Origin of the sequence: Bradyrhizobium sp. 41S5, from assembly GCF_011516665.3 — a bacterium.
Classification (GTDB): Bacteria; Pseudomonadota; Alphaproteobacteria; order Rhizobiales; family Xanthobacteraceae; genus Bradyrhizobium; species Bradyrhizobium quebecense.
Genome location: NZ_CP083721.1, coordinates 3698148 through 3722824 on the forward strand (window position 1 = coordinate 3698148; position 24677 = coordinate 3722824).

Here is a 24677-nt window from a genome sequence, read left to right on the forward strand (position 1 = left end):
GCAGAATTCAAACGCCTTACATCAGGGAGAGAAACATGACCTTGTTCGACATGAAGGGAAAAGTCGCCGTCATCACCGGCTCGACGCGCGGCATCGGACTCGCCATTGCCGAGCGCATGGCCGAGCACGGCGCCAAGGTCGTGATCTCCTCGCGCAAGGCCGACGTCTGCGAGCAGGTCGCGGGCGACATCAACGGCAAGTTCGGCAAGGGCACCGCGGTCGCGATCGCCGCCAACATCTCATCGAAGGAAAACCTGCAAAATCTAGTCGACGAGAGCAATCGCGCCTTCGGCAAGATCGACGTGCTGGTCTGCAACGCGGCGTCGAACCCGTATTACGGCCCGCTTGCCGGCATCTCCGACGATCAGTTCCGCAAGATCCTCGACAACAACATCGTCGCCAACAACTGGCTGATCTCGATGGTGGTGCCGCAGATGATCGAGCGCAAGGACGGCTCCATCATCATCGTGTCCTCAATCGGCGGCCTCAAGGGCTCGACCGTGCTCGGCGCCTACGCGATCTCCAAGGCCGCCGACATGCAGCTCGCGCGCAACCTCGCCTGCGAATATGGCAAGCACAATATCCGCGTGAACTGCATCGCGCCGGGCCTGATCAAGACCGACTTCGCCAAGGCGCTGTGGGACAATCCGGACACCCTCAAGGCCTCGACCGCGCGCTCACCGCTGCTGCGGATCGGCGTGCCTGACGAGATCGCCGGCGCCGCCGTGTTGATGGGCTCGCGCGCCGGCGACTTCCTCACCGGCCAGACCATCGTGATCGACGGCGGCGCGACGATCAGCTGACGCGAAGCGTCATCCCGGGGCGCGCGTCAGCGCGAACCCCCGATGCGCAATTGCGCATCGGGGATCTCGAGCCGCAATGACCTCACTCCACCGCCGCGTAGACGCCGTTGCGCACCAGCGAGCGGGTATATTCGCGCTGGCCGGGGCCCTGCATCATGAAGACCGCGATCAGGTCTTCGCGCGGATCGATCCAGAAGAACGTGCCGGCCATGCCGCTCCAGAAGTACTGGCCGACCGAGCCGGAGAACGGCGCGATGCCCTGCTGCACGCGCACGGCGAAGCCGAGGCCGAAACTGTGGCCGGGCGACACCAGCGTGCCCTGGACCTTGACGCCGGCGCCGAGGTGGTCGGAGGCCATGAATTCGAGCGTCTTGCGGCCGATGATCCTGACACCGTCGAGCGAGCCGCCGTTGAGCAGCATCTGCGCGAAACGCGCATAGTCCATCGTGGTCGACACCAGACCGCCGCCGCCGGATTCCATCGCCGGCTTCTCCAGCATGTTGAACAGCTGCACCTTCTCGTTGGTCCAGGGATCGTTGGCAAAGGCCTCGGCGAGCCGGCCGGCGTTGGCTTCCGGGGTGTGGAAGGCGGTCTCGTTCATCTGCAGCGGCGAGAGGATGCGCTCGGTGAGGAATTCGCCGAGCGTCTGGCCGCTGACGACTTCGATGATGCGGCCGAGGACGTCGGTGGAGCGGCTGTAGTTCCACTCGGCGCCGGGCTGGCAGATCAGCGGCATGCCGGCGAGCATGGTGGCGTGCTCGGCATTGGTGATCTTGCGGCTGCGCAGCCGCGACTGCTGGTAGAGCTGCTGCACCGGGCCGTTGCCGGTGTGGTCGTAGGTCAGGCCAGAGGTGTGGCGCAGCAGGTCCTGGATCGTCATCTGCCGCTGGACGGGGACCAGCTCGAGCTTGCCGTTGTGCTCGACGCCGACCTTGGTCTCGGCGAATTCGGGGATGAATTTCGCGACGGGGTCGTTGAGCAGGAAGTGGCCGTCCTCCAGCAGCATCATGATGCCGACCGAGACGATCGGCTTGGTCATCGAGAAGATGCGGAAGATCGTGTCATGCGTCATCGGCGCCGACGCCGCCGGGCTTTGCCGCCCGATCGCATCGAACCAGCCGATCTGACCGCGCCGCGCCACCAGCACCGTGAAGCCCGGCGCGGTTCCCTTGTCGACCTCGCGCTTGAAGGTGTCGGACAGTGCCTGCAGCCGCGCGCTCGACAATCCGATCGATTCGGGCTTGGCGAGGGGGAGGGGCGGGGTGGTTGGGCTGGCGGCGTGCTTGGTGGCGGTCTGGGCGTTCATGGTCTCTCCCGGGTTATTGATTCTTGCGGCGGAGCGCCGGCATGGGGTGATCTTGGAGTGATGGCCGAAGTCTGGCGCAGAAGTTTTGCAATGAACAGAAGCTTCACCGCTTCGCCCTTGCAAACCGGCCATGCCCTGTGCTTGAAACGGCGCGAACCGGCGGCGACGCAGGTTCCCTGCAGGAGTGTAGCTCAATTGGTAGAGCACCGGTCTCCAAAACCGGGGGTCGCAGGTTCGAGCCCTGCCACTCCTGCCAGCTTTTACCCAATCATTTGAATGTGTTGGCCGAGGTCCTGGACCCCGGCCATGATCGTATTCACTCACTTGATGAGCGGGCAGCCGCCGTCCTTCAGCGGCCGGAACGCCTGGTCGCCGGGCACCTCGGCGAGCACCTTGTAGTAATCCCACGGCGCCTTCGATTCCTCGGGCTTCTTGACCTCGAACAGGAACATCGAGTGCACCATGCGGCCGTCCTCGCGCACCACGCCATTGTCGGTGAAGGCGTCGCGCACCGGGGTCGCGCGCATCTTTGCCAGCACCGGCTTGGTCTCCTTGGTGCCGGCCGCCTTCACCGCATTGAGGTAGTGCAGGGTGGCGCTGTAGGTCGCAGCCTGGTTCATGGTCGGCATCCGCTTCATGCGCTCGAAGAAGCGTTTGCCGAAGGCGCGGGTGCGGTCGTTGAGATCCCAGTAGTAGGCCTCGGTGATGATCAGGCCCTGCGCGAGCTTCAGCCCGAGGCTGTGGATATCAGAGATGAACATCACGATCCCGGCCAGATTCTGTCCGCCCGCGACGATGCCGAACTCGGCGGCCTGCTTGATCGCGTTGATGGTGTCGCCGCCGCCATTGGCGAGGCCGACGATCTTGGCCTTCGACGATTGCGCCTGCAGCAGGAAGGACGAGAAGTCCGGCGTGTTGAGCGGATGGCGGGCGCTGCCGAGCACCTTGCCGCCGGCGGCGCGGACCACGTCGCCGGTGTCGCGCTCGATCGAATGGCCGAACACGTAGTCGGCGGTGATGAAGAACCAGCTGTCGCCGCCGTTCTTGACGATCGCGCTGCCGACGGTGTGGGCGTTGGCGTAGGTGTCGTAGGTCCAGTGCAGCGTGTAGGGCGAGCAGGACTTGCCGGTGATGTCGGAGCTCGCCGCGTCCGTCACGATCATGATCTTCTCGAACTGCTTCGACATCTCCATGCCGGCGAGCGCGGTCGCCGAGGTCGGCATGTCGATGATCATGTCGACGCCCTCGGCCTCGTACCATTTGCGGGTGATGGTGGCGGCGACGTCGGCCTTGTTGAGGGCGTCGGCGGTGACGAGCTCGATCGGCTTGCCGAACATCGAGCCGCCGAACTCCTCGATCGCCATCTTGGTGGCCTCGACATTCCCGGCGCCGCCGATGTCCGAATAGACCGACTGGAAATCGGTCAGCACGCCGATCTTGAGCGGCGTCTGCTGCGCGAGCGCGGGCCCCGCCAGCACCGCGGCGATCAGGCCGGCGGCGGACAGACTCGTGACGATGGATTTCATGGTGATGCGCCTCCCAGATGTTCTTATCGGTTTGTCCGACAAAGCTAGATTTGCCCAGTTCCGCTGTCAATTCGTGCCGAGCGGGTGCGACAATCCGGCCAAAGTTAGCCGATTTGACGCTCAAAATGCCTTCGCCTATTCTTTGTCCGACAAACGACAATCGGAAGCCTCCCGGGGAGTGAAGATGCCCGCCACGCCGCTGTTCCGGCGCATCGATGTCGCGCCGGCCTATCAGAAGGTCGCGGACGCGATCGAACGCGAGATCATCAACGGCCGGATCAAGCCGGGCGAGCCGATCGGCACCGAGCAGCAGCTGGTCGCGCAGTTCGGCGTCAACCGCTCGACGGTGCGCGAAGGCATTCGCGTGCTCGAGGAGGGCGGGCTGATCCGCCGCGATTCCAGCCGTCGCCTGCAGGCCTGCCTGCCGCGCTACAACAAGCTCGCCACGCGGCTGTCCCGCGCGCTGATCCTGCACGAGGTGACGTTCCGCGAATTGTTCGAGACGTCGATGACGCTGGAGGTCGCGAGCGTCGAGGGGGCGGTCGAGCGCGCGACCGATGCGAATATCGCGGAGCTCGCCGGCAATCTCGACCGCAGTGCGGCCGTGGTCGGCAATCCCGCCAATCTCGCCGAGCTCGATGCGGAATTCCACGTGCTGATGGCCAAGGCCTCACAGAACCGCGTGCTGCAGCTCGCCCGCGAGCCCGCCGCGCAGCTGTTCTTTCCGACCACCGAGATGATCGTCGGCGGCGTGCCGGAGGGCGGCGCGCGCCTTGTCGAGGCGCATCGCCACATCCTCGATGCGATCACGCGGCGCGACAAGGAGGCCGGCGTGCTGTGGACCCGGCGGCATTTGCAGGACTGGCGGCGCGGCTTTGAGAAGATCGCCTCGCTCGATCGCTCGGTCGAGCACACCTACATGGAACACGCCTACGCCGCCCGGCAGTAGGGACGGCGCGGCGAAGACACGACAACGACAAGAAGCACATTCGGGAGGGACTTCATGAGCGGAGACATCGCAGCAACCATCCGGCGCGCCCGCGAGCACAGCATCGGCGATCTGCTGCGCCGGTCGGCCAAGCGCTACCCCAACAAGACCGCGCTGATCTGCGGCGAGGTGAGCTGGACCTTCGCGGAGATGGACGCGATCTGCAATCGGCTCGGGCGCGGCTTGCTCGCGCTTGGCATTGCGAAGGGCGATCGCGTTGCAGTGCTGTCGCGCAACTCGCACGGCTTCGCCGCGCTGCGTTTCGCAGTGGCGCGGATCGGCGCGATCCTGGTGCCGATCAACTTCATGCTCAATCCCGACGAGATCAATTTCATCCTCGCCAACTCCGGCGCGAAGCTGCTCGCGGTCGGCCCCGATTTCGTGGAGACCGCGCACGCTGCGGCCGCCAAGGGCTCGGCGGTCGAAACCCTGATCTGGCTGCCCGGCGAGGATCCGGCCACCGCGCCCGACGGCATCACGACGTTCGACAGCCTGCTGCACGGCGACGCCTCGGCGCCGGAGGCCTCGGTCGACAGCCGCGATCCCGCGCAGATCGTCTACACCAGCGGCACGGAATCGCTGCCGAAGGGCGCAATCCTCACCCATGAAGCCGTGATGTGGCAGTATGTCAGCTGCATCATCGACGGCGGCATGGCGACCGACGACACCGTGCTGCACGCGCTGCCGCTCTATCACTGCGCGCAGCTCGACGTCTTCCTGGGGCCCGCGATCTATCTCGGCGCCACCAGTCTCATTACCGGCAAGCCGGTGCCCGACAACGTACTGGCGCTGATCGCGGCTCACAAGATCAATGCGTTCTTCGCGCCGCCGACGATCTGGATCGCGATGCTGCGCTCGGCCGCGTTCGATCGCACCGACCTGTCGTCCCTGCGCAAGGGCTATTACGGCGCCTCGATCATGCCGGTCGAGGTGCTGCTCGAATTGCAGCGCCGGCTGCCCGACGTGAAGTTCTGGAATTTCTACGGCCAGACCGAGATCGCGCCGCTCGCGACCGTGCTGGCGCCGGAGCACCAGCTGCCGAAGGCCGGCTCGGCCGGCAAGCCCGCGATCAATGTCGAGACGCGGGTGGTAAAGCCGGACATGACCGACGTCGGGGTGGGGGAGGTCGGCGAGATCGTGCACCGCTCGCCGCATCTCTTGTCCGGCTACTACAACGATCCGGTCAAGACCGCTGCGGCATTCGCCGGCGGCTGGTTTCATTCCGGCGATCTCGCGACTGTCGATGCCGACGGCTACATCACGGTCGTCGATCGCGTGAAGGACATGATCAAGAGCGGCGGCGAGAATGTCGCGAGTCGCGAGGTCGAGGAGATGATTTACCGGCTGCCCGCGGTGTCGGAGGTCGCGGTGGTCGGGCTGCCCGATCCGCGCTGGATCGAGGCGGTGACCGCGATCGTGGTGGCCAAGGCGGGCGAGAGCCTCGATGCCGAGGCCGTGATCAAGCACTGCGCGGCGTCGATGGCCCATTTCAAGGTGCCGAAGCGGGTCATCTTCGTGGATGCCCTGCCGAAGAATCCGAGCGGCAAGCTGCTCAAGCGCGAGCTGCGCCAGCGCTATGTCGGCGGTGCCACGCTGGATCAGGCGGTCCAGAAGAGCTTTGCCGGGTGATCCACCCGGTCGCCGCGGTGGGCGGCCGGGGCAACGGACCTCGTACCATCAGCCTAAGTCCTTGATTCGAGGGGCCCCGTTCCGATCCGCCGCGGACGCGGCCGGGGTGGGGCGCGACCCCGCCGACCTTGACCTTTGGCCGGTCTCGCAGTAGATACCCGGCACTCGCAGCCGGCCCGCTTTGATCGCGGATATCCGGCGCGGCCTAATTCCCCGAACATTCGAGCTCGTTTATCGGCTCAACCTTCCAAACGAGGGCTGGGTCCGCAAGGTCGGCTGTTCGGATTCCTTGAAACGTTGCAAATCGTCCGGAGACGGGCGCGGATCTCACGATGGCTTTCAGCCCGTTCAAATTCCTGCAGGAAGTGCGCTCGGAGACCGCCAAGGTCACCTGGCCTACGCGTCGCGAGACGACCATCACCACCATCATGGTGTTCGTGATGGTGGCGCTGGCCTCGATCTTCTTCTTCGCCGCGGACCAGGTCATCCGCTACCTCATCACCCTGATACTGGGCATCCACTGATGAGCATGGGAACTCAATTGATGGACAAGCGCTGGTACATCGTTCACGCCTATTCGAACTTCGAGAAGAAGGTCGCGGAATCGATCCGCGAGCAGGCCAAGCAGCGCGGGCTGGAAGAGCTGTTCGAGCAGGTGCTGGTGCCGACCGAGAAGGTCACCGAGGTGCGCCGCGGCCGCAAGATCGACGCCGAGCGCAAGTTCTTCCCGGGCTATGTGCTGGTGAAGATGAAGCTGACCGACGAGGCGTTCCATCTGATCAAGAACACCCCGAAGGTGACCGGCTTCCTGGGCGCTGAAAACAAGCCGATGCCGATCTCGGAATCGGAGGCGATGCGGATCCTGCACCAGGTGCAGGAGGGCGTGGAGCGTCCCAAGGCGTCGGTATCGTTCGAAATCGGCGAGAACGTGCGCGTGGCCGACGGCCCGTTCGCCTCGTTCTCCGGCGTGGTGGAAGAAATCGACGAGGCGCGCTCGCGCGTGAAGGTCGCGGTGTCGATCTTCGGCCGCGCGACCCCCGTGGAACTGGAATTCGGTCAGGTCGAAAGGGTGGTCTGACCGGACGGCGTGGGGTATATGCCCGGCGTCAAGTGAGAGGCCGTGGGAGGAAGGAGGCGGTCGCCAGCCCCTTCAACCGAACCACGGAACCTGAAACCGCCGGCACCGTCCGGCACAACAGGAGCGATAAATGGCAAAGAAAGTGACCGGATACCTGAAGCTTCAGGTCCCGGCCGGTGCGGCGAATCCTTCGCCCCCGATCGGCCCCGCGCTTGGTCAGCGCGGTCTCAACATCATGGAGTTCTGCAAGGCGTTCAACGCGCAGACCCAGAAGGAAGAGAAGAATACCCCAATCCCGGTGGTGATCACGATCTACGCCGATCGTTCGTTCACCTTCGAGATGAAGACGCCCCCGATGTCGTTCTTCCTCAAGCAGGCTGCCAAGATCCAGTCCGGCTCGAAGGCGCCGGGCCGCGACAAGGCCGGCCAGGTGACTAAGGCGCAGGTGCGCGAGATCGCCGAGAAGAAGATGAAGGACTTGAATTGCGACACCATTGAATCGGCCATGAAGATGGTCGAGGGCTCTGCCCGTTCGATGGGTCTGGAAGTTGCGGGGTAACGGGCCATGGCAATCGGAAAGCGTTTGAAGAAGGCCCGCGAGGGTGTCGATCGCGAGAAGCTCTACCCGCTCGCGGACGCCATCAAGATGGTCAAGGAGCGCGCCAAGTCGAAGTTCGACGAGACGATCGAGATAGCGATCAATCTCGGCGTCGACCCGCGCCACGCCGACCAGATGGTCCGCGGCGTCGTCAACCTGCCGAACGGAACCGGCCGTACGCTGCGCGTCGGCGTGTTCGCGCGCGGCGCCAAGGCTGAGGAAGCCAAGGCCGCCGGTGCCGACGTCGTCGGTGCCGAAGACCTGGTCGAAAAGGTGCAGGGCGGTGCGATCGACTTCGATCGTTGTATCGCCACTCCCGACATGATGCCGCTGGTCGGCCGTCTCGGTAAGGTGCTCGGTCCGCGCGGCATGATGCCGAACCCGAAGATCGGCACCGTGACCATGGACGTCACCAACGCCGTCAAGGGCGCCAAGGGCGGCTCGGTCGAGTTCCGCGTCGAGAAGGCCGGCATCGTGCAGGCCGGCATCGGCAAGGCCTCGTTCTCCGAGGACAAGCTGGTCGAGAACGTCAAGGCGCTCGCGGACGCGGTTTCCAAGGCGAAGCCGGCGGGCTCCAAGGGCACCTACATCCAGCGCGTGGCGGTTTCCTCCACCATGGGCCCGGGCGTGAAGGTCGAGCCGGGCACGATCCTCGGCTGAGGTCTTTCGTCGTGACGAAATAAAGAGGGGCGGGATCGGGCAACCGGTTCCGCCCTTTGTTTTGCCGGAGCGTTGTCGCGCGAAGCGGCCACCGGCTCGCATCAAGAAGACGCGCCAAGACAAGAATCCAAAGCCTCGTTCCGATTCAATCGAAAGGGAAAGGCTCCAGGTGAAGCCTCTCGCAGGAAACAACAACAATGCCCGATAAGGTGCTGGTCTATTCGCGCTTTCCCAGAAACGAACTGGTGCGCTTCGGCGAGCGCTACGAGCTGCTGAATGCCGCGGGCAAGCCGCCGACCGAGATATTTCCGGCGGCGGAGCTTGGCGAGATCCGGGCGATGGTCACGGCGGGCGGGACCCCGCTTGGCGGCGAGGCGATGGACATGCTGCCGAAGCTTGGCGCGATCATCTGCTACGGCACGGGCTATGAGGGGATCGACCTTGCAGCTGCGGCCAAGCGCGGAATTGCGGTCGGCCACAGCCCCGGCGCCAATGCCGCATCGGTTGCCGACATCGCGGTGACGCTGATGCTGGCCGCTGCGCGTCGCCTGCCGGTCGCCGATCATTACGTCCGCAGCGGCGACTGGATCGCCGCCAAACCGTCGCCGATGATGCGACCGCAGGCCGGCATGCGCGGCCGCAAGGTCGGCGTGTATGGTCTCGGCGAGATCGGCCGCAAGATCGCCGCGCGGGTCGCGGCGTTTGAAACCGAGGTCGGCTATTTCAGCCGGTCACGGCGAGACGTGCCGTATCAGCACTTTCCGAGCCTTGAGGCGCTCGCCGACTGGTGCAGCGTGCTGATGATCGCGGTGCGCGCCGGTGCGGACACGGTCCATGCCGTCAATGCCGATATCCTGCGCCGGCTCGGCAGCAGCGGGATCGTCGTCAATATCTCGCGCGGCTCCGTCATCGACCAGAATGCGCTGATCGCAGCACTGACCGATGGCGCAATCGCCGGCGCAGGCCTCGACGTGTTCGCCAAGGAGCCGCACGCGCCGGACGAACTGACCGCGCTGCCGAACGTCGTGCTGTCGCCGCATATCGGCGGCCACACCCTGGAATCGCACGTGGCGATGCAGGACTGCGTGCTCGCCAATCTCGACGCGTTCTTCGCCGGCAAGCCGCTGCCGTATGAGGTAAGGGGCGACTGAGCGGCTGGCGGTTCCGGTCTCGAAACCGGTTCCCCTGCCGCAATGTGAAACTGGTCTGAAATTTGCTCTTGGCAAGCAGGGCGGGACCGGTTACATAGCGGCTTCCGGGCGTGCTGGCACTTGCTGGCATGTCCGTGTTCGCATTCCGAAAACCTGAGATGATAGGGGATCATTCCTTTCCGCATGTCCGCAAGGATGCTCGAAAGGAAGGAAACCCGTCGCCTCCAACGGAATGAGAGCAGGGCGTTCGGCCCCGGCCGATAGCCCGATCCTGTCCGAGACTGCAGGCGCCCACGAGAACCTCGTGTTTTCAACGGCTTAATCGCATGGCCTGCATAGACGGGTGAAGACCGGATTTTGTGCTCCACGTCGCGGCCTGTTCGCGGCTAGGAGGCTGGTTTGGTTCGAACCTCGACAGCCCATGGCCGCAAGGCTCTGGGAGGGCAGGCTTCTAGATGTCGTCTTGCCCGGCATGTCCGAAGGGTCTTCGCGCCCAACGGATCAGGTTTAGGGCGGGACGATGGGTGCAACCCGGCGGTCCTGCCTTCGCGGAAAGGCCGCCAACCGGAAAGAGCTTGCTGTGGAACGAGCGGCAAAAAAAGAGTCGGTCGAACAACTCAACGAGGTCTTCAAGACCACGTCGGTTGCGATCGTTGCTCATTATTCCGGCCTCACCGTGGCCCAGATGCAGAAGCTGCGCATGCAGATGAAGCAGGCGGGTGCGTCGGTGAAGGTCTCGAAGAACCGTCTCGCCAAAATTGCTCTTGAAGGCACTGACGTCGCTGCCATCGGCTCCCTGCTGAAGGGGCCGACCGTGATCGCCACTTCGAACGATCCGGTTGCGGCGCCAAAGGTTGCCGTCGAATTCGCCAAGGCGAACGAGAAGTTCGTCATCCTCGGCGGCTCGATGGGTAAAACCGTCCTGAATGTCGACAGCGTGAAGGCGCTTGCCTCACTGCCGTCGCTCGACGAACTGCGCGGCAAGATCGTGGGCCTCATCGTGGCGCCGGCGACCAAGCTCGCTCAGCTGTCGAACGCGCCTGCGGCCAAGCTCGCACGCGTCATTCAGGCTCATGCCTCAAAGAGCGAAGCGGCCTGACCCTTCGCTAATCTCAAACCTGGTTCGAACCAAACGTTTAAGGAAACAGATCAATGGCTGACTTGCAGAAAATCGTCGACGACCTCTCGAGCCTCACCGTGCTCGAAGCCGCCGAACTCGCCAAGCTCCTCGAAGAAAAGTGGGGCGTGTCCGCCGCTGCCGCCGTCGCGGTTGCCGGCCCGGCTGCCGGCGGCGCTGCCGCTGCTCCGGCTGAAGAGAAGACCGACTTCACCGTTGTGCTGGCTGCCGCCGGCGACAAGAAGATCGAAGTCATCAAGGAAGTCCGCGCCATCACCGGCCTGGGCCTGAAGGAAGCCAAGGACCTCGTCGAAGGCGCTCCGAAGCCCGTCAAGGAAGGCGTCAACAAGGACGAAGCCGACAAGATCAAGGCCCAGCTCGAGAAGGCTGGCGCCAAGGTCGAACTCAAGTAATGCGCGATCCGGGAGCGCCGCGGGGCGCTCCCGGGCCATGCAAACGGCGTGCGACAGGTTGTCGCGTGGCGCATTGGACACAAAAAAGTGTGGGGATCCGTGGACTTAACCCTCGAATCTCCTTTATTGCCATCCCATATCGGGTTGGCAGCAGAAAAACACGGTAGGCGGCGGGGGCGGCAGGGCACCCGGCGGAAGCCGTTGGGAGACAGTCAGATTTCGGGCTTTTTCAGTCCGTAAAGCGAAGCGTTTGGACGAGCGGGTGCAGTGATGCGCCTCGCGCGTCGTTTTGCGTTTTGGAGGTGATGGGGCCGAGCCGGGGATTTAATTCCTGACCTTGCGCTTCGTTCCTTCGGGACGATTCGAAATTCAACCCGGGGGCGATGGCAATCGCGTCCCGGAAGGTTCGCCCCACAAAGGCGACGAAAATGAGAGGCCACGATGGCGCAGCAGACATTCACCGGTCGCAAACGCGTACGCAAGTTTTTCGGTCACATCAAGGAAGTCGCCGAGATGCCGAACCTCATCGAGGTTCAGAAGGCATCCTACGACCAGTTCCTGATGGTTGACGAGCCAGCCGGCGGTCGCCTCGACGAGGGCCTGCAGGCGGTGTTCCGCTCGGTATTTCCGATCTCGGATTTTTCGGGCACCTCGATGCTCGAATTCGTCCGCTACGAGTTTGAACAGCCGAAATATGACGTCGACGAGTGCCGCCAGCGCGGCATGACCTTCGCTGCGCCGCTCAAGGTGACGCTGCGCCTCATCGTGTTCGATATCGACGAGGAAACCGGCGCCAAGTCGGTGAAGGACATCAAGGAGCAGGACGTCTACATGGGCGATATTCCGCTCATGACGATGAACGGCACCTTCGTCGTCAACGGCACCGAGCGCGTCATCGTCTCGCAGATGCACCGTTCGCCCGGCGTGTTCTTCGACCACGACAAGGGCAAGACCCATTCGTCCGGCAAGCTCTTGTTTGCCGCGCGCGTGATTCCGTATCGCGGTTCCTGGCTCGACATCGAGTTCGACGCCAAGGACATCGTGTTCGCGCGCATAGACCGCCGCCGCAAGCTGCCCGTGACCTCGCTGATGTACGCGCTCGGTCTCGACGGCGAGCAGATCCTGTCGACCTTCTACAAGAAAATTACCTACAAGCGGACCAAGGACGGATGGCGCGTGCCGTTCGATGCCAACCGCTTCCGCGGCTATTCGACCGTCAACGACCTGATCGACGCCGACACCGGCAAGGTGGTGCTCGAGGCCGGCAAGAAGCTGACCGTGCGCAGCGCGCGTCAGATGCAGGAAAAGGGCCTCAAGGCCCTGCGGATGTCGGATGAGGAACTCGTCGGCAACTATCTCGCCGAGGACCTCGTCAACCCGAAGACCGGTGAGATCTACGCCGAAGCCGGCGAGGAGATCACCGAGAAGTCGCTCAAGGTGCTGAACGAGCAGGGCTACAAAGACCTGCCGCTGCTCGACATCGACCACGTCAATGTCGGCGCCTATATCCGCAACACGCTGTCGGCCGACAAGAACTTGACGCGTGAGGACGCGCTGTTCGACATCTACCGCGTGATGCGTCCGGGCGAGCCGCCGACGCTGGATTCGGCGCAGGCGATGTTCCAGTCGCTGTTCTTCGATGCCGAGCGCTACGACCTCTCCGCGGTCGGCCGCGTCAAGATGAACATGCGCCTCGAGCTCGATGCGCCCGACACTCATCGCACGCTGCGCAAGGAAGACATCCTGGCGGTCATCAAGACGCTGGTCGACCTGCGCGACGGCAAGGGCGAGATCGACGACATCGACCACCTCGGCAACCGCCGGGTGCGCTCGGTCGGCGAGTTGATGGAGAACCAGTACCGGATCGGCCTGCTCCGCATGGAGCGTGCCATCAAGGAGCGCATGTCGAGCGTCGATATCGACACCGTGATGCCGCAGGACCTGATCAACGCCAAGCCCGCGGCCGCCGCGGTGCGCGAGTTCTTCGGTTCCTCGCAGCTGTCGCAGTTCATGGACCAGACCAACCCGCTGTCGGAGATCACCCACAAGCGGCGCCTGTCGGCGCTTGGCCCGGGCGGTCTGACCCGCGAGCGTGCCGGCTTCGAAGTCCGCGACGTGCATCCGACGCATTACGGCCGTATCTGCCCGATCGAAACGCCGGAAGGTCCGAACATCGGCCTGATCAACTCGCTGGCGACGTTCGCGCGCGTCAACAAGTATGGCTTCGTCGAGACGCCCTATCGCAAGATCAAGGACGGCCGGGTCACCGACGAGGTGGTCTATCTGTCGGCGATGGAAGAGGGCCGCTACCGCGTCGCGCAGGCCAACGTGCCGCTCGACGCCAAGGGCCGCTTCACCGACGACCTGGTGGTCTGCCGTCATGCCGGCGAAGTGCTGCCGGTGACGCCGGACAAGGTCGACTACATGGACGTGTCGCCGAAGCAGCTGGTTTCGGTCGCCGCGGCGCTGATCCCGTTCCTCGAGAACGACGACGCCAACCGCGCGCTGATGGGCTCGAACATGCAGCGCCAGGCAGTGCCGCTGGTTCGCGCCGAGGCGCCGTTCGTCGGCACCGGCATGGAAGGCGTGGTCGCCCGTGACTCGGGCGCGGCGATTGCCGCGCGCCGCTCGGGCGTGATCGACCAGATCGACGCCACCCGCGTCGTGATCCGCGCCACCGAGGATCTCGATCCGACCAAGTCGGGCGTCGATATCTACCGGCTGATGAAGTACCAGCGCTCCAACCAGTCGACCTGCATCAACCAGCGTCCGCTTGTGAAGGTCGGCGATGTCGTCAAGAAGGGCGACATCATCGCTGACGGTCCGTCGACCGATCTCGGCGAGCTCGCGCTCGGCCGCAACGTGCTGGTCGCGTTCATGCCGTGGAACGGCTACAACTTCGAAGACTCGATCCTGCTCTCCGAGCGCATCGTGAAGGACGACGTGTTTACCTCGATTCATATCGAAGAATTCGAGGTGATGGCCCGCGACACCAAGCTCGGTCCTGAGGAAATCACCCGCGACATTCCGAACGTTTCGGAAGAAGCGCTGAAGAACCTCGACGAAGCCGGTATCGTCTACATCGGTGCGGAAGTCCGCGCCGGCGACATCCTGGTCGGCAAGATCACGCCGAAGGGCGAGAGCCCGATGACGCCGGAAGAGAAGCTGCTCCGCGCCATCTTCGGCGAGAAGGCCTCCGACGTCCGCGACACCTCGCTGCGCGTGCCTCCGGGCGTGCAGGGCACCATCGTGGAAGTCCGCGTGTTCAACCGCCACGGCGTCGACAAGGACGAGCGTGCGCTGGCGATCGAGCGGGAAGAGATCGAGCGACTGGCCAAGGACCGCGACGACGAGCAGGCGATCCTGGACCGCAACGTCTACAACCGCCTCGCCGAGCTCCTGGAGAACCGCCAGGGCATCGCCGGCCCGAAGGGCTTCAAGAAGGATACCAAGATCACCCGTGCGGTGCTCGACGAGTATCCGAAGTCGCAGTGGTGGCTGTTCGCCTCGCCGAACGACAAGCTGATGGCCGAGATCGAGGCCATGCGGAAGCAGTACGACGAGTCGAAGAAGGGCCTCGAGCAGCGCTTCCTCGACAAGGTCGAGAAGCTGCAGCGTGGCGACGAGTTGCCGCCCGGCGTGATGAAGATGGTCAAGGTCTTCGTTGCGGTGAAGCGCAAGATCCAGCCCGGCGACAAGATGGCCGGCCGTCACGGCAACAAGGGCGTGGTGTCGAAGATCGTGCCGATCGAGGACATGCCGTTCCTCGAGGACGGAACGCATGCCGACATCGTGCTCAATCCGCTCGGCGTGCCGTCGCGCATGAACGTCGGTCAGATCCTTGAGACCCATCTCGGTTGGGCCTGCGCGGGCCTCGGCAAGCGCATCGGCCAGACCATCGACGCCTACTATCAGAGGCAGGATCTCAAGCCGCTGCGCGAGACCCTGAAGAAGATCTATGGCGAGGATGAAACCATCAAGTCGCTGAACGACAACGAGTTGGTCGAACTCGGCCGCAATCTGAGCCACGGCGTGCCGATCGCAACGCCGGTGTTCGACGGCGCCAAGGAGGCCGACATCGAGGAGATGCTGAAGCTCGCGGGCTTCGACGCCTCCGGCCAGTCGACCGTCTATGACGGCCGCACCGGCGATGCGTTCGATCGCAAGGTGACGATGGGCTACATCTACATGCTCAAGCTGCACCATCTCGTGGACGACAAGATCCACGCGCGTTCGATCGGTCCGTACTCGCTCGTCACCCAGCAGCCGCTGGGCGGCAAGGCGCAGTTCGGCGGCCAGCGCTTCGGCGAAATGGAGGTCTGGGCGCTGGAAGCCTACGGCGCCGCCTACACGCTGCAGGAAATGCTGACCGTGAAGTCGGACGACGTCGCCGGCCGTACCAAGGTGTACGAGGCGATCGTGCGCGGCGACGACACCTTCGAGGCCGGCATTCCGGAATCGTTCAACGTGCTGGTCAAGGAAATGCGCTCGCTCGGCCTCAACGTCGACCTGCACAATTCCAAGGTGGGACCGGCGCCGACGTCGGAAGCGGCCGAGTAACGCGTTGATTTACGCCCGGCGCGAAAGCGCCGGGCCTTCGCGCTCTGCTCGGACGTTGAGTGGGGCGCGCGTTGAATAAAAGTTTCGAATTTGCTGCCGGTGACGATCGGCACGCGAGGAGAAGACCATGAATCAAGAGATTATGAATCTTTTCAATCCGACGACGCCGGCTCAGGTCTTCGACCAGATCCGGATTTCGATCGCGTCTCCGGAGAAGATTCTGTCCTGGTCCTACGGCGAGATCAAGAAGCCGGAGACCATCAACTACCGCACCTTCAAGCCGGAGCGTGACGGCCTGTTCTGCGCGCGCATCTTCGGGCCGATCAAGGACTACGAGTGCTTGTGCGGCAAGTACAAGCGGATGAAGTACAAGGGCATCATCTGCGAGAAGTGCTCGGTCGAAGTGACGCTGTCGCGCGTCCGGCGCGAGCGCATGGGCCATATCGAGCTGGCGGCGCCGGTCGCCCACATCTGGTTCCTGAAGTCGCTGCCGTCGCGCATCGGCCTCTTGCTCGACATGACGCTGAAGGATCTCGAGCGGATCCTGTACTTCGAATACTACGTCGTTCTCGAGCCGGGCCTGACCGCGCTGAAGGACCGTCAGCTGCTGTCGGAAGACGAGTATCTGAAGGCGCAGGACGAGTACGGCCAGGATTCCTTCACCGCCATGATCGGCGCGGAAGCGATCCGCGAGCTGCTCAAGGGGCTCGAGCTCGAAAAGCTCGAGGCGACGCTGCGTGCCGACATGGCGGAGACCGACTCCGACATCAAGCACAAGAAGCTCGCCAAGCGTCTGAAGATCGTCGAGGCCTTCCGCGTCTCCGGCAACAAGCCGGAATGGATGATCATGACGGTCGTGCCGGTGATCCCGCCGGACCTGCGTCCGCTGGTGCCGCTCGACGGCGGCCGGTTCGCGACCTCGGACCTCAACGACCTGTATCGCCGCGTCATCAACCGCAACAACCGCTTGAAGCGGCTGATGGAGCTGCGTGCGCCTGACATCATCATCCGCAACGAAAAGCGCATGCTGCAGGAGGCCGTCGACGCGCTGTTCGACAACGGTCGCCGCGGCCGCGTCATCACCGGCGCCAACAAGCGCCCGCTGAAGTCGCTCGCCGACATGCTGAAGGGCAAGCAGGGCCGGTTCCGTCAGAACCTGCTCGGCAAGCGCGTCGACTATTCGGGCCGTTCGGTGATCGTGGTCGGTCCCGAGCTGCGCCTGCATCAGTGCGGCCTGCCGAAGAAGATGGCGCTTGAGCTGTTCAAGCCGTTCATCTACTCGCGGCTCGACGCCAAGGGCCTGTCCACCACGGTGAAGCAGGCCAAGAAGCTGGTCGAGAAGGAGCGTCCGGAGGTCTGGGATATCCTCGACGAGGTGATCCGCGAGCATCCGGTGCTGCTGAACCGCGCGCCGACGCTGCACAGGTTGGGCATCCAGGCGTTCGAGCCGGTGCTAATCGAGGGCAAGGCGATCCAGCTGCATCCGCTGGTCTGCGCCGCGTTCAACGCCGACTTCGACGGCGACCAGATGGCCGTGCACGTTCCGCTGTCGCTCGAAGCGCAGCTGGAAGCGCGCGTCCTGATGATGTCGACCAACAACATCCTGCATCCCGCAAACGGCCAGCCGATCATCGTGCCGTCGCAGGACATCGTGCTCGGCCTCTACTACGTCTCGATCATGCGCGAAGGCCTGCCCGGCGAGGGCAAGATCTTCGGCGACATGGCCGAGCTCGAGCACGCCCTGCATTCGAAGGTCATCCACCTCCACACCAAGATCAAGTACCGGTGGGAAGGCCTCGACGAGGAAGGCAAGATGTCCAAGCGGTGGATCGAAACCACCGCGGGCCGCGTCATGCTAGGCAACCTGCTGCCGAAGAGCACCAAGATCTCGTACGACATCATCAACAAGCTGATGACCAAGCGCGAGATCTCCGGCGTGATCGACCAGGTCTACCGTCACTGCGGTCAGAAGGAGACGGTGATCTTCTGCGACCGCATCATGGCGCTCGGCTTCTACAACGCCTTCAAGGCGGGCATCTCGTTCGGCAAGGACGACATGGTCGTGCCGGCGTCGAAGTGGAAGATCGTGGATCAGACCCGTACGCTGGCGAAGGATTTCGAGCAGCAGTACAATGACGGTCTGATCACCCATGGCGAGAAGTACAACAAGGTCGTCGACGCCTGGTCGAAGGCCGGTGAAGAAGTCGCCAAGGCGATGATGAAGGAGATCTCGTCCGTCAAGAAGACGGCCAGCGGAGCGGAAGCCGAAGTGAACTCCATCTACATGATGGCGCACTCCGGTGCGCGTGGTTCGCCGGCCCAGATGCGCCAGCTCGCCGGCATGCGCGGCCTGATGGCCAAGCCGTCGGGCGAGATCATCGAGACGCCGATCATTTCCAACTTCAAGGAAGGTCTGTCGGTGCTCGAGTACTTCAACTCGACCCACGGCGCCCGCAAGGGCCTCGCGGACACCGCGTTGAAGACCGCGAACTCCGGCTACCTGACCCGCCGTCTGGTCGACGTCGCGCAGGACTGCATCATCACGCAGACCGATTGCGGCACCAAGCTCGGCATCAAGATGCGCGCCATCGTCGATGCCGGCACGGTCGTTGCCTCGCTCGGCTCGCGTATCCTGGGCCGTACGGCCTGCGATGACGTGCGCGATCCCGCCACCAACGAGATTGTCGTCAAGCGCGACACGTTGATGGAGGAGACCCATGTCGACGCGATCCAGCAGGCCGGCATCCAGGAAGTGAAGATCCGCTCGGCGCTGACCTGCGAGCTGATCAACGGTATCTGCGCCAAGTGCTACGGCCGCGATCTGGCCCGCGGCACCCCGGTCAACCACGGTGAGGCCGTCGGCGTCATCGCGGCGCAGTCGATCGGTGAACCCGGCACGCAGCTGACGATGCGCACGTTCCACATCGGCGGCGCAGCGCAGCTCAACGAGCAGTCGTTTGTCGAATCGAACTTCGACGGCAAGATCGTGATCAGGAACAAGGCGATCGCCCGCAACAGCGAAGGCAATCTGGTCGCGATGGTGCGCAACATGGTCGTTGCGATCGTCGATGCCGACGGCACCGAGCGTGCAACCCACCGTATTCAGTACGGTTCGAAGATGCACGTCGACGAAGGCGACATGGTCAAGCGCGGCCAGCGCATCGCGGAGTGGGATCCCTACACCCGTCCGGTGCTCACCGAAGTCGAGGGCACGATCGGTTTCGAGGATCTGGTCGAAGGCCAGTCGATCTCGGAAACGCTCGACGAGTCGACCGGTATCGCCAAGCGCGTGGTCATCGACTGGCGCACGACGCGCGGCGGTTCGGACCTGCGTCCGGCCATCGTGGTCAAGGGCAAGGACGGCAAGGTGATGAAGCTCGCGCGTGGCGGCGATGCCCGCTACATGCTGTCGGTCGACGCCATTCTGTCGGTCGATACCGGCGCGAAGGTGATGCCCGGCGACATCCTGGCGCGTATCTCGACCGAGAGCGCCAAGACGCGTGACATCACCGGCGGTCTGCCGCGGGTGGCGGAACTGTTCGAGGCTCGCAAGCCGAAGGATGCGGCGATCATCGCGGAGACCGCGGGAACGATCCGCTTCGGCCGCGACTACAAGAACAAGCGCCGCATCTCGATCGAGCCGATGGACAAGACCGAGGAGCCGCGCGAGTACCTGATCCCGAAGGGCAAGCACATCCACCTTCAGGACGGCGACATCGTCGAAAAGGGCGATTTCATCGTCGAAGGCAATCCGGCGCCGCACGACATCCTGGCGATCAAGGGCATCGAGGAACTCGCTGCCTATCTGGTCAACGAAATCCAGGAGGTCTACCGGTTGCAGGGCGTGCTCATCAACGACAAGCACATCGAGGTGATTGTCCGTCAGATGCTGCAGAAGGTCGAAGTTACCGATCAGGGCGACACCGACATGATCTCGGGCGAGCAGGTCGACAAGATCGAGTTCGACGCGCTCAACACCAAGGCCAAGGAGGAGGGCAAGAAGCCCGCCACGGGGACGCCGGTTCTGCTCGGCATCACCAAGGCGAGCTTGCAGACCCGCTCCTTCTTCTCGGCGGCGTCGTTCCAGGAGACCACGCGCGTGCTCACCGAAGCTGCCGTCAACGGCAAGGTGGACCCGCTCGAAGGCCTCAAGGAGAACGTCATTGTCGGCCGCCTGATCCCGGCCGGCACCGGCGCCTCGATGGCGCGGATTCGCGAAGTCGCGGTCAAGCGCGACAAGCTGATCCTCGACGAGCGCGAGAAGCAGCAGGCGGCGATCGTGCCGACGGCTCCGGAAGCGGAGCCGCTGGCGCTGCCGCCCGCGGAATAAGCATCCGCAAGACTACGGTAGTCAGCGAGAAGGCCGGCGTTCTGCCGGCCTTTTTGTTACTTTCTTGCCTTGCTGCGGTGCAGGGACGCAGTTTGTTCATCTTCCCTTCAGGCAAAAAAGTGCCTTTGCTAGGGTGACTTAGACCGGCTGTTTGGCTCGTGCCGGAGACGACGGAATCGATATGCTCGACTTGGCGATTGTAGGCGGCGGCCCCGGGGGGCTGATGAGCGCCTGGTATCTGAAGCGCAAACTCGGCGACCTCTGCCGCATCACCATCTTCGAGGCGTCGAACCGTCTCGGGGGCAAGATTCTCACGCGCAAATTCGACACCGCGCCCGCGATGTACGAGGCCGGCGTCGCCGAGATCTACGATTACTCGATGACGGGACCCGACCCGCTGCGCGAGCTGATCCAGCATTTCGGACTGCAGACGATCCCGATGGATGCCGAGCAGGTGCAGCTCGACGGCGAACTGCTGGCCGACGTTCCCGGCATGCGCCGCAAATACGGCGCGAAGACCGCGGCTGCGATCGAGGCGTTCCGCAAGCGCTGCAGCGAGCTGGTGTCGCCGATCGAGTATTACGAGGGCGTCGGCGCCCACGACAACGAACATCCGTGGGCCTACAAGACCGCCGAGCAGATCCTCGACGAAGAGGTCGAGGACGTGACCGCAAAGCGGTTCTTCAAGGTGATGGCGCGCTCCGACCTCGCGACCGAGAGCCACAACACCAACGGCCTCAACGCGCTGAAGAACTACGTGATGGATGTCGACGGCTATATCGGCCTGTATTCGATCCAGAACGGCAACGAGCAGCTGATCGATTGCCTGCGCTCGGAGGTCAGCGCCGACATCCAGCTCAACCATCGCGTCCTCAAGGTCGGCAAGACCGCAAGCGGCCGCTACCAGCTCAACATGATGAACGGCAAGGGGCCGGAGACGCGCGACTTCGACCTCGTGCTGGTCTGCCTTCCGCACTCCTGGCTCGCGACCATGCGCTGGGACGGCGAACAGCTGCGCAAGTCGATGGTCAAGCACGTCGCCTATTTCGATCGTCCGGCGCACTATCTGCGCGTCTCGATCCTGTTCGACGAGCCGTTCTGGGGCGAGAAGATCCCGGGCGCCTGGTTCATGTCGGAAGCGTTCGGCGGCTGCTGCGTCTACAACGAGGGCGCGCGCCACGATGTCGGCAAGCACGGCGTGCTGAACTGGCTGATCGCCGGCTCCGACGCGCTCGCCTTCGCCAATCTCAGCGACGAGGAACTGATCGACACCGCGCTGAAGTCGCTGCCGGCCTCGCTCGGCGATGCGCGTGCGCATTTCCTCGAGGGCAAGACCCATCGCTGGCTGTCGTCGGTCAACGCGCTGCCGGGCGGCCTGCCGGTGCGCGACGTCATGACCAACCACCGTCCCGACCCGAAGCAGCACCCCGGCATCGTGGTGGTCGGCGACTATCTGTTCGATTCGACGCTGAACGGGCTGCTCGATTCCTCCGACGCCGCGACCGACATCATCGTCACCGAGATGATGCGGCTGCGCCGCGCCCGTGCGCAGGACGAAGGCGCGCTGTCCGACAAGATCGATCGCCACTATTTCGAGAATTATCGCGGCGCCGGTCCCTACAGCGAAGTCTGGCGCAACTTCACCGACCCGGCCTATCTGACCGACCTGATCAAGACGGTGTGGGGCAGGGCGAAGGGCTACAAGCTGCTGATCGCCGGCTCCGCCAGCGGCGAACTGGTCGGCGCGTTGCGCGAGCGCGGCATCGATGCCTGGGGCATCGAAAACAACCGCTACATCCACGGCAAGACGCCGAAGGCGCTCAAGAAGTACAACAAGCTCGGCTCGATCGCCGATATGCCCTTCAAGGACAACGAGTTCGACTTCGTGTTCGAGACCTCGCTGTGCCATCTAAGCGAGAAGCAGGTGGTGCGCGGGGTGCGCGAGCTCAACCGCGTGGTCAAGACCGGTGTCGTATTCGCGTCGGTGACCTCGGACATGGCGCCGGCGGTGATTGATCGCTACGACCTGCTGCGCGGCGTGAAGAAGCTCGGCACCTGGTGGGAATGGTCGGAACTGTTCTTCGGCAACGGCTTCGACCTGTCGATGCATCGCCGCGACTGCACCGATGCGCTGTGGACGTTGACGCTTGCCGCCAACAAGGGGCCGGGGCAGTGGTACGCCGACTCCGACAGCCTGCGCTATTCCTTCTTCGACAAGGTCGAGGCCGATCTCGACGACTAGCGGCAACGCGGCGTTGCCGTGATCCCGAATCCACGGACCGCGCGCCGCGCCGTTGCAAACGCTTTGCCGAATTCAATGTGATCGCATAGGATTGTACCGGCAGCGTTCGCCGCTGCGGTTTCGATTTGCGGTCATGCCGGCCGTGGAGCATCGGTTGGTTTCATGGCGCCAAGACCTCCTGCATCAAGACCTCCTGCATCAGACGATCCGAATCGATCGGCGGCCGACGATATCGAGCTGAAGAAAAAGTCTGCGGCCGCGGCCGGTGCGCCTGCGGCAACGGCCTCCGCCAAGCCGGCCGCTGCGCCGGCCAATGACGACGATGATCAGGACGAGGACGACGAGTTCGAGCTCGACGACGATGATGACGAGGACCTCGTCGTCTTCACCGCCAGGGAAGCCGCCGGCGCGCTCTCCACGATCTTCGGCTTCGTCAAGCCGATCCTGACCAACTACAAGAAGCCGCTCGCTTTCGTCGCCGTAGGCGTGCTGGTCGAGACGTTGTTCAACGTCATCATGCCGCTCAGCCTGAAATTCCTGATCGACGACGCGCTCGGCGAGGAGGATTTCCAGGCCCTTTACAAGATACTCGGCGTACTCGCGGTCGCCGGCATCGTCACCTCGATCATCGCGGTCTGGTACGAGCGCTGGGATGCGCGGCTTGGCGCGGGCATCATCGCCGACGTCCGGACCCGCATCTTCGACCACGTCCAGAACCTGCCGTCGGCCTATTTCGCGCGCACCAAGCGCGGCGAGATCCTGTCGCGTTTCTCGATCGATCTGTCGGCCTTCGAGGGCTCGGTCAAGACCTTCGCCAACAGCGCCGCGCTGCCGGGCCTCGAGCTGATCGCCGGCATCATCCTGATGCTGTTCCTGAACTGGCAGCTTGCCGTGGTCGCCTTGCTGGTGTTTCCGATCACGCTGATCGGGCCGCGAATCCTGACGCCGAAGGCGGTGCTGGCGAACTACGAGCAGAAGCAGAACGAAGCCGCGCTGCTCGGCATGGTGCAGGAGAACGTCGCTGCCCAGGCGGTGGTGAAGGCGTTCAACCTGCAGCGCCGGGCGCTCGGCTGGTTCACGCTGCGCAACCGCGACGTCCGCGCCAAGGCCGCCTCAGCCATGTTCCTGTCCACCATGGTGGAGCGCACCGTCACCATTTCGGTGCTGCTGCTGCACCTCGTGGTGTTGGCGATCGGCGCCTATCTCGCCACCAAGGGGCAGATCACGGTCGGCACCTTCGTGACCTTCGAGAGCGCATTCTGGGAGGTGTCGTACAACATCGCCCATCTCATGCATTTCATCCCGGTGTCGATCCAGTCTGCGGCGGCGGTGCGGCACATCCAGGAGTTGCTCGATGAGCCGACCCGCGGCGCCGACCGTCCCGGTGCGCCGGATCTGCCGCGCATCACCAACGACATCTCCTTCGACCGCGTCACCTTCCAATATGAGGGAACGCAGACGCCGGTGCTCGACAATTTCAGCCTCAAGCTCAATGCCGGCAAGAGCATTGCGATCGTCGGTCCCAGCGGCTCCGGCAAGAGCACGTTGATCAACCTGATCCTGCGGCTCTACGTGCCCGACGAGGGCCGCGTCACCATCGACGGCGTCGATATCCGCCGGGTGACGCGCGAGTCGCTGCGGGCCAGCATGGCGGTCGTATTCCAGGAGAACATGCTGTTCAACATGTCGATCCGCGAAAACATCCGGCTCGGCAAGGAGGGGGCCAGCGACGCGGAGGTCGAGGACGCCGCGAAGAAGGCCGAGATCCATCGCTACATCATGAGCCTGCCGCAGCGCTACGACACGCCGGTCGGCGAGCGCGGCGACACCTTGTCCGGCGGCCAGCGCCAGCGCATCGCGATCGCGCGCGCGATCATCCGCAACCCGTCCGTGCTGCTGCTCGATGAGGCGACCTCGGCGCTCGACCAGACCACGGAAGCGGCGATCAACCGCACGCTGCTCAAGGTCGCCGAGGGTCGCACCATGATCTGGTCGACGCACCGACTGGCCTCGGTGGTCGAGATGGACGAGATCATCGTGATCTCCGGCGGCAGGGCGATCGAACGCGGCTCGCACGAGGAACTGCTGGCCCTGAATGGCGTCTACCGCAAGCTGTGGGACGACCAGAGGCATGTCCACCACGACGCGGACGACGAGGATGACGACGACGATGACGATGACGAAGACGATGAGGACGAAGACGAGGTGTGAGTCCCGCGCCGCGTCGCCGGCGATGGTCGGACGCTGGATTCTTTTTAACGCGTTTTCTTTCCCCT

General features: G+C 63.9%; 16 protein-coding genes and 1 tRNA gene. 15 read left to right on the top strand and 2 right to left on the bottom strand.

Annotated features, from left to right (window positions below; genetic code table 11):
- The first annotated feature begins 35 nt into the window (after positions 1–35).
- Positions 36–803: an SDR family NAD(P)-dependent oxidoreductase gene (locus HAP47_RS17530; RefSeq protein ID WP_092115009.1), complete on the top strand. Its 768-nt coding sequence runs from the start codon at positions 36–38 to the stop codon at positions 801–803.
- 82 nt (positions 804–885) lie between these two features.
- On the opposite strand, the gene HAP47_RS17535 is transcribed toward HAP47_RS17530, so the two are convergent.
- Positions 886–2109, bottom strand: coding sequence for a serine hydrolase domain-containing protein (locus HAP47_RS17535; RefSeq protein ID WP_173637172.1), 1224 nt, complete (start codon positions 2107–2109; stop codon positions 886–888).
- A 180-nt stretch (positions 2110–2289) separates the two neighbouring features.
- Between HAP47_RS17535 and HAP47_RS17540 the strand changes: the two genes are divergently transcribed.
- Positions 2290–2365, top strand: a tRNA-Trp gene (locus tag HAP47_RS17540).
- Positions 2366–2429: 64 nt separating this feature from the next.
- Here HAP47_RS17540 and HAP47_RS17545 read toward each other — a convergent pair.
- Entirely contained in the window at positions 2430–3635 is a 1206-nt protein-coding gene (locus tag HAP47_RS17545; protein WP_173637171.1) for an ABC transporter substrate-binding protein, read from the bottom strand.
- A gap of 184 nt (positions 3636–3819) precedes the next feature.
- Between HAP47_RS17545 and HAP47_RS17550 the strand changes: the two genes are divergently transcribed.
- The 13 genes from HAP47_RS17550 to HAP47_RS17610 all read left to right on the top strand — a co-directional run bounded on the left by HAP47_RS17550 (position 3820) and on the right by HAP47_RS17610 (position 24612).
- Positions 3820–4584, top strand: coding sequence for a FadR/GntR family transcriptional regulator (locus tag HAP47_RS17550; RefSeq protein ID WP_173637170.1), 765 nt, complete (start codon positions 3820–3822; stop codon positions 4582–4584).
- 54 nt (positions 4585–4638) lie between these two features.
- Entirely contained in the window at positions 4639–6252 is a 1614-nt protein-coding gene (locus HAP47_RS17555; protein WP_173637169.1) for an acyl-CoA synthetase, read from the top strand.
- A 332-nt stretch (positions 6253–6584) separates the two neighbouring features.
- Entirely contained in the window at positions 6585–6776 is a 192-nt protein-coding gene (secE, locus tag HAP47_RS17560; RefSeq protein ID WP_173637168.1) for a preprotein translocase subunit SecE, read from the top strand.
- Positions 6777–6796: 20 nt separating this feature from the next.
- Positions 6797–7330, top strand: coding sequence for a transcription termination/antitermination protein NusG (nusG, locus tag HAP47_RS17565; protein ID WP_173640444.1), 534 nt, complete (start codon positions 6797–6799; stop codon positions 7328–7330).
- A gap of 130 nt (positions 7331–7460) precedes the next feature.
- Complete coding sequence (gene rplK / locus HAP47_RS17570) at positions 7461–7889, top strand: 50S ribosomal protein L11 (protein ID WP_066499365.1); 429 nt, start codon at positions 7461–7463, stop codon at positions 7887–7889.
- Between the two features lie 6 nt (positions 7890–7895).
- On the top strand, positions 7896–8588 hold the full coding sequence (gene rplA / locus HAP47_RS17575) for a 50S ribosomal protein L1 (protein WP_029081784.1): 693 nt from the start codon (positions 7896–7898) through the stop codon (positions 8586–8588).
- 197 nt (positions 8589–8785) lie between these two features.
- The gene (locus tag HAP47_RS17580; protein WP_173637167.1) at positions 8786–9739 is read left to right on the top strand and encodes a 2-hydroxyacid dehydrogenase; all 954 of its coding nucleotides are present in this window, start codon (positions 8786–8788) and stop codon (positions 9737–9739) included.
- A gap of 580 nt (positions 9740–10319) precedes the next feature.
- Positions 10320–10838, top strand: a complete 519-nt coding sequence (gene rplJ / locus HAP47_RS17585) for a 50S ribosomal protein L10 (protein WP_173637166.1) — start codon at positions 10320–10322, stop codon at positions 10836–10838.
- A 53-nt stretch (positions 10839–10891) separates the two neighbouring features.
- Positions 10892–11269: a 50S ribosomal protein L7/L12 gene (gene rplL, locus HAP47_RS17590; RefSeq protein ID WP_050420389.1), complete on the top strand. Its 378-nt coding sequence runs from the start codon at positions 10892–10894 to the stop codon at positions 11267–11269.
- Between the two features lie 441 nt (positions 11270–11710).
- Entirely contained in the window at positions 11711–15829 is a 4119-nt protein-coding gene (gene rpoB / locus HAP47_RS17595; protein ID WP_173637165.1) for a DNA-directed RNA polymerase subunit beta, read from the top strand.
- A 127-nt stretch (positions 15830–15956) separates the two neighbouring features.
- On the top strand, positions 15957–20159 hold the full coding sequence (gene rpoC / locus HAP47_RS17600; RefSeq protein ID WP_173637164.1) for a DNA-directed RNA polymerase subunit beta': 4203 nt from the start codon (positions 15957–15959) through the stop codon (positions 20157–20159).
- Between the two features lie 181 nt (positions 20160–20340).
- Positions 20341–22401 carry an FAD-dependent oxidoreductase gene (locus HAP47_RS17605; RefSeq protein WP_173637163.1) on the top strand — a complete coding sequence of 687 codons (2061 nt, stop codon included), beginning with the start codon at positions 20341–20343 and terminating at the stop codon, positions 22399–22401.
- 162 nt (positions 22402–22563) lie between these two features.
- Positions 22564–24612, top strand: a complete 2049-nt coding sequence (locus HAP47_RS17610) for an ABC transporter ATP-binding protein (protein ID WP_173637162.1) — start codon at positions 22564–22566, stop codon at positions 24610–24612.
- Positions 24613–24677: the final 65 nt, after the last annotated feature.

Coding starts and splice junctions, on each gene's coding strand:
- HAP47_RS17610 (WP_173637162.1), top strand. CDS start 22,564: ATGGCGCCAAGACCTCCTGCATCAAGACCTCCTGCATCAGACGATCCG.
- rpoC (WP_173637164.1), top strand. CDS start 15,957: ATGAATCAAGAGATTATGAATCTTTTCAATCCGACGACGCCGGCTCAG.
- HAP47_RS17530 (WP_092115009.1), top strand. CDS start 36: ATGACCTTGTTCGACATGAAGGGAAAAGTCGCCGTCATCACCGGCTCG.
- HAP47_RS17580 (WP_173637167.1), top strand. CDS start 8,786: ATGCCCGATAAGGTGCTGGTCTATTCGCGCTTTCCCAGAAACGAACTG.
- secE (WP_173637168.1), top strand. CDS start 6,585: ATGGCTTTCAGCCCGTTCAAATTCCTGCAGGAAGTGCGCTCGGAGACC.
- rplA (WP_029081784.1), top strand. CDS start 7,896: ATGGCAATCGGAAAGCGTTTGAAGAAGGCCCGCGAGGGTGTCGATCGC.
- HAP47_RS17605 (WP_173637163.1), top strand. CDS start 20,341: ATGCTCGACTTGGCGATTGTAGGCGGCGGCCCCGGGGGGCTGATGAGC.
- HAP47_RS17550 (WP_173637170.1), top strand. CDS start 3,820: ATGCCCGCCACGCCGCTGTTCCGGCGCATCGATGTCGCGCCGGCCTAT.
- nusG (WP_173640444.1), top strand. CDS start 6,797: ATGGACAAGCGCTGGTACATCGTTCACGCCTATTCGAACTTCGAGAAG.
- rplK (WP_066499365.1), top strand. CDS start 7,461: ATGGCAAAGAAAGTGACCGGATACCTGAAGCTTCAGGTCCCGGCCGGT.
- rpoB (WP_173637165.1), top strand. CDS start 11,711: ATGGCGCAGCAGACATTCACCGGTCGCAAACGCGTACGCAAGTTTTTC.
- rplL (WP_050420389.1), top strand. CDS start 10,892: ATGGCTGACTTGCAGAAAATCGTCGACGACCTCTCGAGCCTCACCGTG.
- HAP47_RS17555 (WP_173637169.1), top strand. CDS start 4,639: ATGAGCGGAGACATCGCAGCAACCATCCGGCGCGCCCGCGAGCACAGC.
- HAP47_RS17545 (WP_173637171.1), bottom strand. CDS start 3,635: ATGAAATCCATCGTCACGAGTCTGTCCGCCGCCGGCCTGATCGCCGCG.
- HAP47_RS17535 (WP_173637172.1), bottom strand. CDS start 2,109: ATGAACGCCCAGACCGCCACCAAGCACGCCGCCAGCCCAACCACCCCG.